This window comes from Pseudomonas sp. 32A (genome assembly GCF_052682255.1).
The window spans coordinates 694894-708942 of sequence record NZ_JBQYLY010000001.1 but is presented as its reverse complement, the minus strand read 5'-3'; the positions used below and the strand labels follow the sequence as shown (position 1 = coordinate 708942).

At 60.6% G+C, this 14049-nt stretch carries 10 protein-coding genes; all 10 read left to right on the top strand.

The genetic code is table 11. The features are described 5' to 3' along the window. The first annotated feature begins 26 nt into the window (after window positions 1-26). The 10 genes from ACUN0G_RS03080 (at window position 27) to ACUN0G_RS03035 (ending at window position 14015) form a co-directional block, all read left to right on the top strand. Window positions 27-203 (top strand): hypothetical protein, encoded by a 177-nt coding sequence (locus ACUN0G_RS03080; protein ID WP_003176118.1) that lies wholly within the window; start codon window positions 27-29, stop codon window positions 201-203. Continuing rightward, a complete protein-coding gene (locus ACUN0G_RS03075; protein ID WP_173860361.1) occupies window positions 187-3141 on the top strand; it encodes a sensor histidine kinase in 2955 nt (984 codons plus the stop codon). Before ACUN0G_RS03080 ends, ACUN0G_RS03075 begins: the two co-directional genes overlap by 17 nt. A gap of 22 nt (window positions 3142-3163) precedes the next feature. Then, window positions 3164-4600, top strand: coding sequence for a sigma-54-dependent transcriptional regulator (locus tag ACUN0G_RS03070; RefSeq protein ID WP_063033203.1), 1437 nt, complete (start codon window positions 3164-3166; stop codon window positions 4598-4600). A gap of 712 nt (window positions 4601-5312) precedes the next feature. Then, the gene (locus ACUN0G_RS03065) at window positions 5313-6719 is read left to right on the top strand and encodes a polynucleotide adenylyltransferase PcnB (RefSeq protein ID WP_445572660.1); all 1407 of its coding nucleotides are present in this window, start codon (window positions 5313-5315) and stop codon (window positions 6717-6719) included. A 4-nt stretch (window positions 6720-6723) separates the two neighbouring features. Continuing rightward, entirely contained in the window at window positions 6724-7212 is a 489-nt protein-coding gene (gene folK, locus ACUN0G_RS03060) for a 2-amino-4-hydroxy-6-hydroxymethyldihydropteridine diphosphokinase (protein ID WP_445572659.1), read from the top strand. A gap of 339 nt (window positions 7213-7551) precedes the next feature. Then, entirely contained in the window at window positions 7552-8352 is an 801-nt protein-coding gene (gene panB, locus ACUN0G_RS03055; RefSeq protein WP_421524257.1) for a 3-methyl-2-oxobutanoate hydroxymethyltransferase, read from the top strand. Beyond that, window positions 8349-9200: a pantoate--beta-alanine ligase gene (gene panC / locus ACUN0G_RS03050; RefSeq protein WP_445572658.1), complete on the top strand. Its 852-nt coding sequence runs from the start codon at window positions 8349-8351 to the stop codon at window positions 9198-9200. Before panB ends, panC begins: the two co-directional genes overlap by 4 nt. Window positions 9201-9425: 225 nt before the next feature. Next, the gene (gene pgi, locus ACUN0G_RS03045; RefSeq protein ID WP_076013744.1) at window positions 9426-11090 is read left to right on the top strand and encodes a glucose-6-phosphate isomerase; all 1665 of its coding nucleotides are present in this window, start codon (window positions 9426-9428) and stop codon (window positions 11088-11090) included. Between the two features lie 105 nt (window positions 11091-11195). Next, window positions 11196-13133, top strand: coding sequence for an acetate--CoA ligase (acs, locus tag ACUN0G_RS03040; RefSeq protein WP_445572657.1), 1938 nt, complete (start codon window positions 11196-11198; stop codon window positions 13131-13133). A gap of 6 nt (window positions 13134-13139) precedes the next feature. Then, window positions 13140-14015 carry an oxygenase MpaB family protein gene (locus tag ACUN0G_RS03035; protein ID WP_330208400.1) on the top strand — a complete coding sequence of 292 codons (876 nt, stop codon included), beginning with the start codon at window positions 13140-13142 and terminating at the stop codon, window positions 14013-14015. Window positions 14016-14049: the final 34 nt, after the last annotated feature.

Genomic DNA, 14049 nt, shown 5'->3' with positions numbered 1-14049 from the left:
TTCCGCAATTTCAATCAAGGGCCAACATGTACATCTATCGATTGGTCCTGCTGTTGGTCGTCGGGATCTACCTGTTTTCTCCCGCCATCATGGATTGGTGGATCGACGCCACAGGCGCCTGGTACCGGCCCTATCTGCTTTGGCTGATTCTGATCGTCGTGACTTTCATCCTGCAGAGCCAAAAAGATGCCGATGAGCTTTAGCCTGACCGAGATGCTGCTGATCAGCGCCGCCTACCTGGCCGCGCTGTTCGGGGTAGCCTGGATCAGTGAGCGCGGAATGATTCCGCGAGCGATCATTCGCCATCCGTTGACCTACACCTTGTCCTTGGGCGTGTACGCAAGCGCTTGGGCGTTTTACGGCACGGTGGGCCTGGCCTATCAGTATGGATACGGCTTTCTTTCGAGTTATCTCGGGGTGTCCGGGGCGTTCTTGCTGGCGCCGGTGCTGCTGTATCCGATCCTGAAAATCACCCGCACCTATCAGCTGTCGTCACTCGCCGACCTGTTTGCGTTCCGCTTTCGCAGCACTTGGGCCGGCGCGCTGACCACGATCTTCATGCTGATCGGCGTGCTGCCGTTGCTGGCGTTGCAGATCCAGGCGGTAGCCGACTCCATCAGCATCCTCACCCGCGAGCCGGTGCAGCACCGCGTTGCATTGAGCTTCTGTGCGCTGATCACCCTGTTCACGATCTTCTTCGGCTCACGGCATATCGCTACCCGTGAGAAGCATGAAGGCCTGGTGTTCGCGATCGCATTTGAGTCGGTGATCAAGCTGATCGCCATTGGCGGCGTTGGCCTGTATGCGCTCTACGGTGTATTCGACGGCCCGCAACAGCTGGAACTGTGGTTGCTGCAAAACCAGACCGCCCTGGCCGCCCTGCACACGCCGTTGCAGGAAGGCCCATGGCGCACGCTGCTGCTGGTGTTTTTCGCCTCGGCCATCGTGATGCCGCACATGTACCACATGACCTTCACCGAAAACCTCAACCCGCGTTCACTGGTCAGCGCCAGCTGGGGCTTGCCGTTGTTCCTGCTGCTGATGAGCCTGGCGGTGCCGCTGATTCTCTGGGCGGGCCTGAAGCTTGGCGCCACCACCAATCCGGAATACTTCACCTTGGGCATCGGCATTGCCGCCAACAGCAAGTCACTGGCCCTGCTGGCCTATGTCGGCGGATTATCGGCCTCCAGCGGCCTGATCATCGTCAGTACCCTGGCCCTGTCGGGGATGGCGCTCAATCACCTGGTACTGCCGCTCTACCAGCCGCCAGCCGAAGGCAATATCTACCGCTGGCTGAAATGGACCCGCCGGGCGCTGATCGTCGCAATCATCATGGCTGGCTATGGCTTCTACCTGATGCTGGGTGCCGAGCAGGACCTGGCCAACCTGGGCATCGTGGCCTTTGTCGCCACGCTGCAGTTCCTGCCGGGGGTGTTGTCGGTGCTGTACTGGCCGACCGCTAACCGCCGTGGGTTCATCGCCGGGCTGCTGGCCGGCATCCTGGTGTGGACCGTAACCATGCTGCTGCCCTTGGTGGGCAATCTGCAGGGTTTCTACATCCCGCTGCTGAACATGATCTACGTGCTGGATGACACCAGTTGGCACATGGCGGCGATTGCTTCGCTGGCGGCCAACGTGCTGATGTTCACCCTGATCTCGCTGTTCACCAACGCCAGCCCCGAAGAAACCAGCGCCGCCGAAGCCTGCGCTGTGGATAACGTGCGCCGCCCGCAACGCCGCGAACTGCACGCGGCCTCGCCCCAGGAGTTTGCCACGCAACTGGCCAAGCCCCTGGGCGCCAAGGCTGCGCAAAAGGAAGTCGAGCAGGCCCTGCGCGACCTTTACCTGCCATTCGACGAACGCCGGCCTTACGCGTTGCGCCGCCTGCGCGACCGTATCGAGGCCAACCTTTCCGGCTTGATGGGCCCGAGTGTGTCCCAGGATATGGTCGAGACCTTCCTGCCCTACAAGGCCGGCGGCGAAAACTACGTGACCGAAGATATCCACTTCATCGAGAGCCGGCTGGAGGATTACCACTCACGCCTCACCGGCCTAGCCGCCGAACTCGATGCCTTGCGCCGCTATCACCGCCAGACGCTGCAGGAGTTGCCAATGGGCGTCTGCTCCCTGGCCAAGGATCAAGAGATCCTGATGTGGAACAAGGCCATGGAAGAACTCACCGGGATCGCCGCCCAGCGCGTGGTGGGTTCGCGCCTGAATACCATTGGCGACCCATGGAAAGAACTGCTCCAGGGCTTCATCAACCTGCCCGACGAACACTTGCACAAACAGCACCTGGCGCTGGACGGCCAGACCCGCTGGCTCAACCTGCACAAGGCCGCCATCGACGAGCCCCTCGCTCCCGGCAACAGCGGCCTGGTATTGCTGGTGGAAGACCTGACCGACACCCAGATGCTCGAAGACAAACTGGTGCATTCCGAGCGCCTGGCCAGCATCGGTCGTCTGGCGGCGGGTGTGGCCCATGAAATCGGCAATCCGATCACCGGTATCGCCTGCCTGGCGCAAAACCTGCGGGAAGAGCGCGAGGAAGACGGCGAGATCATCGAAATCAGCGGGCAGATTCTCGAGCAGACCAAGCGTGTCTCGCGCATCGTGCAGTCGCTGATGAGCTTTGCCCACGCGGGTGCCCATCAGAATCACGACGAAGCGGTGTGCCTGGCCGAAGTCGCCCAGGATGCCATTGGGCTGCTGGCCTTGAACCGGCGCAATTTCGAAGTACAGTTCTTTAACCTGTGCGACCCGGAACATTGGGTCGACGGTGATTCACAACGCCTGGCCCAAGTGCTGATCAACCTGCTGTCCAACGCCCGCGACGCGTCGCCGGCCGGCAGCGCAGTACGGGTCAAGAGCGAGGCTTTCGAGCACACGGTCGACCTGATCGTCGAGGACGAAGGCAGCGGCATTCCACAGAACATCATGGATCGATTGTTCGAACCCTTCTTCACCACCAAGGATCCGGGTGAAGGTACCGGTCTGGGCCTTGCACTGGTCTATTCCATCGTTGAAGAGCATTATGGACAAATCACCATCGACAGCCCGGCTGACACCGAAAGCCAACGCGGCACCCGTATTCGGGTGACCTTGCCGCGTCATGTCGAAGCGACGTCCGCTGTGAACTGAGACCGTCGAGAGAGTTGAATCAATGCCGCACATTTTGATCGTCGAAGACGAAACCATTATCCGCTCTGCCTTGCGTCGCCTGCTTGAACGTAATCAGTACCAGGTCAGCGAAGCCGGCTCGGTGCAGGAAGCCCAAGAGCGTTTCAGCATTCCCACGTTCGACCTGATCGTCAGTGACCTACGTTTGCCGGGCGCCCCTGGCACCGAGTTGATCAAACTCGGCCAAGGCACGCCGGTGCTGATCATGACCAGCTACGCCAGCCTGCGCTCGGCAGTGGACTCGATGAAGATGGGCGCGGTGGACTACATCGCCAAGCCTTTCGACCACGACGAAATGCTCCAGGCTGTGGCCCGCATCCTGCGTGACCGTCAATCCGCCAGCAGCACACCGGCTGAACGCCCGGCAGCGGGCAAGGCCGTCAACGGCGCTGAAAAGCCCGGCGTGGATAACAGTAATGGCGAAATCGGCATTATCGGTTCCTGCCCACCGATGCAGGACCTGTACAGCAAGATCCGCAAAGTGGCGCCCACTGACTCCAATGTATTGATTCAGGGCGAATCCGGCACCGGTAAAGAACTGGTGGCCCGCGCCCTGCACAACCTGTCAAAACGCGCCAAGGCACCGATGATCTCGGTGAACTGCGCGGCGATCCCCGAATCCCTGATCGAATCCGAATTGTTCGGCCATGAAAAAGGTGCCTTTACCGGCGCCAGCGCTGGCCGTGCGGGTTTGGTTGAAGCCGCCGATGGCGGCACGCTGTTCCTCGACGAGATTGGCGAACTGCCACTGGAAGCCCAGGCACGTTTGCTACGGGTCCTCCAGGAAGGTGAAATCCGCCGCGTCGGCTCGGTACAGTCGCAGAAGGTCGATGTACGACTGATCGCGGCCACGCACCGAGACCTGAAAAGCCTGGCAAAGATCGGCCAGTTCCGTGAAGACCTTTATTACCGCCTGCACGTGATCGCACTCAAACTGCCGGCCCTGCGCGAGCGGGGCGCTGACGTCAACGAAATCGCCACGGCCTTCCTGGCGCGCCAGAGTGCGCGGATCAACCGTACCGACCTGAAGTTTGCTGCCGATGCCGAGCAGGCAATTCGTCACTATTCCTGGCCGGGTAACGTGCGGGAGCTGGAGAACGCGGTAGAACGCGCGGTGATTCTGTCGGAGAGCCCGGAGATTTCCGCCGAACTGCTGGGGATCGATATCGAGCTCAGCGACCTGGATGACGACGACTTCATCGGCCTGCCGCCGCAGCAGGGTGGCAGTAACAACAGCCACGAGCCGACGGAAGATTTGTCACTGGAAGATTACTTCCAGCACTTCGTCCTCGAGCATCAGGACCATATGACCGAGACCGAACTGGCGCGCAAACTGGGCGTCAGCCGTAAATGCCTGTGGGAACGGCGCCAGCGCCTGGGTATCCCACGGCGCAAAACCGGGGTTGCCAGCGAAAGCTGAGTGGGGGCGCCTCCACAGGTAACACTCTGAGATGTGAAAAAACTGTTACCGCTGATTTTTCACGTAACAAAAGCCGGGGCTTACGGTAACGAAGCCCCGGCTTTTTTTCGCGCTCAAAAAACCCGAAAGCGCTCCGAACCCCTTATTTTGCTGGGCCTCGCAAAAGTTGGCACGCACCCTGCTATATGCTTAGTACAAAAACAATAACAAGCAAATGTACAAGACAATAAAAATAAGACGAATCGACTCACGCATAACAAAAACAACACGGCGGAGGCGCAGCTAACTGATTCTTTTGGAGAGGCGTTGCATTTGGGGCTTGCCCTGCAACCAGGCCGAGAACAACAAAAACTGCCCTAAGGCAGAGCCTGAACTGGTTGGATCGTAGATCAGCAACACAGCGACCAAAGCAATCCGTTTGCTCTTGGCTCCCGATTGGGAGTGTCATGAAGGTGAAGCTTCATGGCGAGGGCGATCAACAAAAACAAGAAGCCCGAAACCAATAATAAAAATAGAGCACGCAACTACTTCTGGGGGAGCTTCGGCTCCCCTTGTAGTTTCCGCGATTTGGCACCTGCCACCCTTCTTTTAAGCTTCTGGCTCAAGCCTTGCAGCTAGTTCCTACACCATCCCCTGACTAAATGCTAGAATCCCCGCCCATCATCCGGTCATTCTTCGTTATGGCCGAACATTCCTTCAAACAGTGCATCCCATGCTGAAGAAGTTGTTCCAGTCATTCCGTTCTCCCTTGCGTCGTACGCAACACATCCGCAGCACGCCTGAAGTGCTTAATGCCAACCAGCATTCGTTGCAGCGTGCCCAGTTCAGCCGTTATGCGGTGAACATCGTCGAACGCCTGCAGAACGCCGGCTACCAGGCTTACCTGGTTGGCGGTTGCGTGCGCGACATGTTGCTCAATATCACTCCCAAGGATTTCGACGTCGCCACCAGTGCCACGCCGGAACAAGTGCGTGCCGAATTCCGCAATGCGCGGATCATTGGTCGGCGCTTCAAGTTGGTGCATATCCACTTTGGTCGCGAGATCATCGAGGTCGCGACCTTCCGCGCCAACCACCCGCAAAACGATGCAGAAGAAGACACTAACCAGTCTTCCCGCAATGAAAGCGGGCGCATCCTGCGGGACAACGTCTACGGCACCCTGGAAGAAGACGCGCAACGCCGCGACTTCACCATCAATGCCTTGTATTACGACCCCGTCAGCGAGCGCATCCTCGATTACGCCAACGGCGTGCACGACATTCGCAACAACCTGCTGCGCCTGATCGGCGACCCGACGCAACGCTACCAGGAAGACCCGGTGCGGATGCTGCGGGCCGTGCGTTTCGCGGCCAAGCTGAACTTCGGCATCGAGAAGCACACGGCCGCGCCGATTCGCGACCTGGCGCCGATGCTGCGGGAAATCCCGTCGGCACGCCTGTTCGAAGAGGTGCTCAAGTTGTTCCTCTCAGGCTATGCCGCCGACACCTTCGAAATGCTCGTAGACCTGCAGTTGTTCGACCCATTGTTCCCGGCCAGCGCCGAAGCACTGGAGTACAACCCCACCTACACCCACACGCTGATCAGCGAAGCCTTGATCAACACCGACCTGCGCATCAAGCAGAACAAACCGGTCACCCCGGCGTTCCTGTTTGCCGCCTTGTTGTGGCCTGCGCTGCCGAAGCGCGTGATGCGCTTGCAGGATCGCGGCATGCCGGCAATTCCGGCCATGCAGGAAGCGGCTCATGAGCTGATCGCCGAACAATGCCAACGCATCGCCATCCCGAAACGCTTCACCATGCCGATCCGCGAGATCTGGGACATGCAGGAGCGCCTGCCACGCCGCAGCGGCAAACGTGCCGACCTGTTGCTGGACAACCCGCGCTTCCGTGCCGGCTACGACTTCCTGCTGCTGCGTGAAAGCGCCGGTGAGCAGACCGACGGCCTGGGTGAATGGTGGACCGACTATCAGGACGCCAACGACAGCCAGCGCCGCGAGATGATCAAAGAGCTCAGCAGCAAAGGCGAAGCCACCGGCGATGGCCCGAAAAAACGTCGCCGCAGCAGTGGCAGCAAGCGCAAACGCAGCGCTGGCGACGCCTCGAGCGCGTCTGGCGAGTAAGCCCGTGGAACGTATCTACATCGGCATGGGCAGCAACCTGGCGGCCCCTGAACAACAATTGCGCCATGCAATCGAGGCCTTGGCGCAATTGCCGAGCACTACGCTGGCGGGCGTCTCCGCCTTCTATCAAAGTGATTCCCTGCTCCCGGGCCAGCCGCGCTACACCAACGCGGTCGCGGCCCTGGACAGCGCACTTGCGCCTCTGGAAATGCTTGATGCCCTGCAAGCCATCGAGAATGACCAGGGCCGCGAGCGCCTCGAGCGCTGGGGCCCACGCACCCTGGACCTGGATATCCTGATCTTTGGCGACCGGCTTATCGACGAGCCACGCCTGAAGGTGCCGCACTATCAAATGCACCTGCGTGCATTCGTGCTTTACCCATTGGCAGAACTGGCCCCCGCCAGCCTGCAACTCGCCGATGGCCGCCTGCTCAGCGACCTGTTGGACGCCTGCCCGTTTGTCGGCCTGGAACGCCTGCCTTCACACCTGTAGGAGCGAGCTTGCTCGCGAAAAACCTGAGAACACCGCTGGGTGTCAGGCTTCCCGCATCATCGTTAACGACCTTCGCGAGCAAGCTCGCTCCTACGCATCATTTACTGCTGAATCGCATCAGTAACAGCGGTAACACCCCGGCCGTAACAATGCGGTAACACATCCAATTGACTTCCAGAGTCCTCCTCACGACTATAGGCGTCCCGCTGCCGCCTACCCGGCGCTAAAGGGCGCAATCCAGGCCTTATAAGCACTGATCCTTAAGAAAGTGCGCCTGTATAAACGAAGACTCACGCGCGTTACTCGCTGTTTCCAAGCGCCTGAATGAGGACCCTTTTCATGCCAAACGTTACCCTGAGCACCTTGCAGAGCCTCAAACTCAAAGGTGAAAAGATCACCATGCTGACCTGCTACGACGCCACCTTTGCCCAGGCCAGCTGCCAGGCAGGGGTTGAAGTGTTGTTGGTGGGGGACTCCCTGGGCATGGTTCTACAAGGGAATGACAGCACCCTGCCGGTCACCAACGACGAAATCGCTTACCACACAGCCTGCGTCAAACGTGGCAACGAGGGCGCCTTCATCGTCGCCGACCTGCCCTTCATGGCAGACGCCACCATCGAACAGACCCTGACCAACAGCGCTCAACTGATGCGTGCCGGTGCACACATGGTCAAGGTTGAAGGTGCCGCCTGGCTCGCGGAGTCGATTCGCCTGCTGGCTGAACGTGGTGTGCCGGTTTGCGCGCACATGGGCCTCACGCCCCAGTCGGTGAATATCCTCGGCGGCTACAAGGTGCAAGGCCGCGGCGAAGCCCAGGCGCGTCAGATGCGCGCCGATGCCATCGCCCTCGAGCAGGCCGGTGCGTGCATGATTTTGCTGGAGTGCGTGCCAAGCGAGTTGGCAGCGGAAATCACCCAGGCCGTCAAAATCCCAGTGATTGGTATCGGCGCAGGTTCCGGCACCGACGGCCAGGTATTGGTACTGCACGACATGCTGGGCCTGTCCCTGACCGGTCGCGTACCCAAGTTCGTGAAGAACTTCATGGCTGGCCAGGACAGCATTCAATCGGCGCTCGCCGCCTACGTCAGCGAAGTCAAAGCCGTTACCTTCCCCGGCGCTGAACACGGATTCTCTGCATGAACACCGTCAAAACCGTGCGCGAACTGCGCGCCGCCGTCGCCCATGCCCGCAGCGCGGGTAAACGCATCGGCTTCGTGCCCACCATGGGTAACCTGCACAGCGGCCATGCCACGCTGGTGACCAAGGCTGCGCAACAAGCGGACTTCGTGGTCGCGAGCATTTTCGTCAACCCGCTGCAATTTGGCGCCGGCGAAGACCTGGACAAGTACCCGCGTACCTTGGCAGCTGATCAGGAGAAGCTGCTGCAAGCCGGTTGCAACCTGCTGTTCGCCCCGACCGTCGACGAAATGTACCCCGACGGCATGGCCGGCCAGACGCGCGTCAGCGTGCCGCAACTGTCCGAAGGCCTGTGCGGTGCCAGCCGTCCCGGGCATTTTGAAGGTGTGGCCACGGTGGTCAGCAAGCTGTTCAACATGGTCCAGCCAGACCTGGCGATCTTTGGCCAGAAGGACTACCAGCAACTGGCAGTCATTCGCGCCATGGTCCATGACCTGAACATGCCGATCCAGATTATCGGCGAGCCGACCGTTCGCGCCGACGATGGCCTCGCGCTGTCGTCGCGCAACGGTTACCTCACCGAAGAGCAGCGCGCCATCGCGCCGGTGCTGTACCGCAGCCTCAGCCAGATTGCCTCCGCCATTGAAGCGGGCGACCGTGATTTCGCCCAACTGCGCGCAGCACAGGTCCAGCAGATTGAAGCCGCGGGCTTTCGCATGGACTACCTGGAGGTCCGCCAGGGCCTGCACCTGCGTCCGGCCACCGCTGAAGACAAGGATCTGGTGATTCTGGTCGCCGCCTACCTGGGCGCCACCCGGCTGATCGACAACCTGCATTTGCACCTGAACTGACCTCGCCGCACGCCCCGCCTGTTGCACTGCCTGATCGGCCGGTATAAAAAAGTACCGGCCACAGCGCAGACAAAGCCAAGACAGATCGACACGCTAGGTTTAATGTATTCGCCCTACGCTATTCGTTGGCGTCGACCGGAGCCTGTCATCTTCACAAAGACAGCACATTTCCGGCTTTGAAGTGTCCTACCAGCAGTCCCAGCAATAAAAAGGAAACCCGCAGCGATGGCGTACTACCGCACTCCTCATGACGTTACCGCTCTGCCCGCCTGGCAAGCGCTCAATCAACATCGCCAAGCCATGCAGGATTTCAGCATGCGCGAAGCCTTTAATGCCGATCCCCAGCGCTTTACACAGTTCACCTTGAGCAGCTGCGGACTTTTCCTCGATTACTCGAAAAACCTGATCACCAGCGAAACCCGCGACCTGCTGGTAGGCCTGGCCAAGGAAGTCGACCTTCAGGGCGCGATCAAGTCGCTGTTCAACGGCGAGCCGGTCAACTCTTCCGAAGGCCGCCCAGCGCTGCACACCGCGCTGCGTCGCCCGGTCGGCGACAAGCTGTCGGTCAACGGCGTGAACATCATGCCGGACGTGCACAAGGTGCTGAACCAGATCACTGACCTGGTCGGCCGCATTCACGACGGTCTGTGGCGTGGCTACACCGAAAAGCCAATCACCGACGTGGTGAACATCGGCATCGGTGGCTCGTTCCTCGGCCCGGAGCTGGTGTCTGAAGCGCTGCTGTCCTACGCCCACAAAGGCGTGCGCTGCCATTACCTGGCGAACATCGACGGCAGCGAGTTCCACGAGCTGACCATGAAGCTGCGCGCCGAGACCACGCTGTTCATCGTTTCGTCGAAATCCTTCAACACCCTCGAAACCCTGAAAAACGCCCAGGCCGCACGTGCCTGGTACCTGGCCCAGGGTGGCTCGGAAGCCGAGCTGTATCGCCACTTCATCGCCGTTTCGAGCAACAACGCCGCCGCCGTGGCCTTCGGTATTCGCGAAGAAAACATCTTCCCGATGTGGGACTGGGTTGGCGGTCGTTACTCGTTGTGGTCGGCCATCGGCCTGCCGATCGCGCTGGCCATCGGCATGTCCAACTTCAAGGAACTGCTGTCCGGTGCCTACACCATGGACCAGCACTTCCAGACCGCGCCGTTCGAAGCGAACATGCCCGTACTACTGGGCCTGTTGGGCGTGTGGTACGGCAACTTCTGGGGCGCGCAGAGCCACGCGATCCTGCCGTACGACCACTACCTGCGTAACATCACCAAGCACTTGCAACAGCTGGATATGGAATCCAACGGCAAGAGCGTGCGCCAGGACGGTACGCCGGTGTCCACCGACACCGGCCCGGTTATCTGGGGCGGCGTAGGCTGCAACGGTCAGCATGCTTACCACCAGCTGCTGCACCAAGGCACCCAGTTGATCCCGGCCGACTTCATCGTGCCGATCGTCAGCTTCAACCCGGTCTCCGACCACCATCAGTGGCTGTACGCCAACTGCCTGTCCCAGAGCCAGGCGCTGATGCTCGGCAAGACCCGCAGCGAAGCTGAAGCCGAGCTGCGCGACAAAGGCATGGACGAGGCCGAAGTGCAGAAGCTGGCACCGCACAAGGTGATCCCGGGCAACCGTCCGAGCAACACCATTGTGGTTGAACGCATCAGCCCTCGCCGCCTCGGCGCGCTGGTGGCGATGTATGAGCACAAAGTGTTCGTGCAAAGCGTCATCTGGGGCATCAACGCCTTCGACCAATGGGGCGTGGAGCTGGGCAAGGAGCTGGGCAAAGGCGTCTACAACCGCCTGACCGGCACTGAAGAACAGCCTGCGGACGACGCGTCCACCCAAGGGTTGATCAACTACTTCCGCGGTCGTCACCGCGGTTGATGTAATGCCCGCAAGGCCAACGTCCGTTTGGACGTTGGCCTTGAACCCGCCTGCCACAGGGTGCATCTTTATTGCTTGTCGCAAAAACAAGAATAAGGATCCCTCATGTTCGATATCAGCACGTTCCCCACCGCCGATGCCGTCCGCCGGGCTGCGCAACTCAGTCAAGAGGACTACCAGCGCCTCTACCGCCAATCCGTCGAACAACCCGATACCTTCTGGGCCGAACAGGCCAAGCGCTTTCTCGACTGGTCCACGCCTTGGCAGACCGTTCAGAAATCCGACATCAAGACCGGCGCCGCCCAATGGTTTGCCGGTGGCCAACTGAACGTCAGTTACAACTGCATCGACCGCCACCTGGCGCAACGTGCCGACCAGCCGGCCTTCATCTGGGAAGGCGATGATCCTGCAAAGTCTTCCAAAATCACCTACCGCCAACTCCACCAAAACGTCAGCCGCCTGGCCAATGTGCTAAAAAGCCGTGGCGTAAAGAAAGGCGACCGCGTGTGTATCTACATGCCGATGATTCCCGAGGCGGCCTACGCGATGCTCGCCTGTACGCGGATCGGCGCGGTGCATTCGGTGGTGTTTGGTGGTTTCTCGCCAGACGCCCTGCGCGACCGCATCCTCGACGCCGACTGCCGCACGGTGATCACCGCCGATGAAGGCGTACGCGGTGGCAAGCCTGTGGCGCTGAAACAGAATGTCGACAAGGCCCTGGCCAGTTGCCCAGGCGTCAGCACCGTGCTGATGGTGCAGCGCACCGGCGCGGCGGTCAATTGGACTGAAGGCCGCGACCTCAAGTATCAACAGGCCTTGGACGCAGCCAGCGACGACTGCCCACCCGAGCCGATGGACGCGGAAGACCCGCTGTTTATCCTCTACACCTCCGGCAGCACCGGCAAACCCAAAGGTGTGCTGCACACCACCGGTGGTTACCTGTTGCAGGCCGCGATGACTTTCAAGTACGTCCTCGACTACCGCGACGGCGAAGTGTTCTGGTGCACCGCTGATGTCGGCTGGGTCACTGGCCACAGTTACATCGTCTATGGGCCGCTGGCCAATGGCGCCACATCGCTGATGTTCGAGGGTGTGCCGAGTTATCCGGACAGCTCGCGCTTCTGGCAGGTGATCGACAAACACAAGGTCAACATCTTCTACACCGCGCCTACCGCCTTGCGCGCGCTGATGCGTGAAGGCCACGGTCCATTGGAAAATACCTCCCGCGCCAGCCTGCGCCTGCTGGGCAGTGTCGGCGAGCCGATCAACCCGGAGGCCTGGGACTGGTACTTCAACGCGGTCGGCGAACAACGCTGCCCGATTGTCGACACCTGGTGGCAGACCGAAACCGGCGGCATCATGCTCAGCCCGCTGGTCAGCGCCCAGCGCATCAAACCCGGCTGCGCTACCCAGCCGATGTTTGGCGTAGTGCCGGTGCTGCTTGATGAGCAAGGCAAGGAAATCAGCGGCGCAGGCAGTGGCGTGCTGGCAATCAAATCCAGCTGGCCGGGGCAGATTCGCAGCGTGTACGGCGACCCGCAGCGGATGATCGACACCTATTTCAAACCCTACCCCGGCTACTACTTCACCGGCGACGGCGCCCGGCGGGACGAGGACGGCGACTACTGGATCACCGGGCGCATCGATGATGTGATCAACGTGTCCGGGCACCGTATCGGCACCGCCGAGGTGGAAAGCGCCCTGGTGTTGCATGATCAGGTCGCCGAAGCCGCCGTGGTGGGTTATCCCCACGACGTCAAAGGCCAGGGTATCTATGCCTTTGTCACGCCCATGAATGGGGTCGAGCCCGACGATGCGCTGAAAAAGCACTTGCTGGACCTGGTGAGCAAGGAAATCGGCAGCTTCGCCAAGCCCGAACTGATTCAATGGGCACCGGCCTTGCCGAAAACCCGCTCAGGCAAGATCATGCGGCGGATTTTGCGCAAGATTGCCTGCAACGAACTGGACAGCCTGGGAGATACCTCCACCCTGGCCGACCCGAGCGTGGTGGATGGCCTGATCGACAAACGTCTCAACCGATAGGAACCCATGGAATTCATTCGCAGCCGCATCGAAAACCAGCTGATGAGCCTGACTGGCTTGTCGCTCGGCCAACTCGACCTGGAAAACCCCAAGGGCGATCCAGGTCTCTTTGGCCCGAACTCGGTGAGCTGGAAGGTCCATGGCGACTTCAGCAGCATGTTGATTGGTGGCATCAGCGCGCTGATGTTGCAGGCGTTGCACCCGCTGGCCCTGGCCGGCGTATGGGACCATTCGAACTTTCGGCAAGACATGCTGGGGCGTTTGCGGCGTACCTCGCAGTTCATTTCCGGGACCACATTCGGTTCGCGCCGCGACGCCGAATGGCTTATCGAGAAAGTGCGCACCATTCACCTGCAAGTGGTCGGCCATGCACCTGATGGCCGACCGTATGCGGCCAGCGATCCCGAGTTGCTGACCTGGGTGCATGTGGCAGAGGTCAGTAACTTTCTCGCGGCCCACCTGCGTTATTGCAACCCGGATCTATCCCCCAGGGATCAAGACCGGTACTACAGCGAAATCGCCCTGGTGGCTGAGCAACTGGGGGCGCGCCATGTGCCGCGCTCACGTCAGGAAATTTCCGACTACCTTGAGCGCATTCGCCCGCAACTGTTGTGTGACGACCGCAGCCACGAAGTGCTGCGTCTGCTGCTCAATGCGCCGTCCCCCAGCACCTTGGCCAAGCCGTTTGGCTCGCTGATGATGCAGGCCGGCATCGACCTGCTGCCGGACTGGGCCAGCGACATGCTCGGGCAGAAGCAACGCCCGCTGCAACGCCAGATGATTCGCGCCGGGGTCAAGCGCAGCGCGCCGTTGCTACGCTGGGCCATGCGCAACGGTTCGGTGCAACGGGCCCACAGGCGAATGGGCCTGCTGGAGCCATAACTGTTAAACTCCCGCGCCCCCATTACTCTGCAAG

Bases quoted from the DNA above. Each gene is read 5' to 3' on its own strand.
- ACUN0G_RS03080 (WP_003176118.1), top strand. From the start codon at position 27: ATGTACATCTATCGATTGGTCCTGCTGTTGGTCGTCGGGATCTACCTG.
- ACUN0G_RS03075 (WP_173860361.1), top strand. From the start codon at position 187: ATGCCGATGAGCTTTAGCCTGACCGAGATGCTGCTGATCAGCGCCGCC.
- ACUN0G_RS03070 (WP_063033203.1), top strand. From the start codon at position 3,164: ATGCCGCACATTTTGATCGTCGAAGACGAAACCATTATCCGCTCTGCC.
- ACUN0G_RS03065 (WP_445572660.1), top strand. From the start codon at position 5,313: ATGCTGAAGAAGTTGTTCCAGTCATTCCGTTCTCCCTTGCGTCGTACG.
- panB (WP_421524257.1), top strand. From the start codon at position 7,552: ATGCCAAACGTTACCCTGAGCACCTTGCAGAGCCTCAAACTCAAAGGT.
- panC (WP_445572658.1), top strand. From the start codon at position 8,349: ATGAACACCGTCAAAACCGTGCGCGAACTGCGCGCCGCCGTCGCCCAT.
- pgi (WP_076013744.1), top strand. From the start codon at position 9,426: ATGGCGTACTACCGCACTCCTCATGACGTTACCGCTCTGCCCGCCTGG.
- acs (WP_445572657.1), top strand. From the start codon at position 11,196: ATGTTCGATATCAGCACGTTCCCCACCGCCGATGCCGTCCGCCGGGCT.
- ACUN0G_RS03035 (WP_330208400.1), top strand. From the start codon at position 13,140: ATGGAATTCATTCGCAGCCGCATCGAAAACCAGCTGATGAGCCTGACT.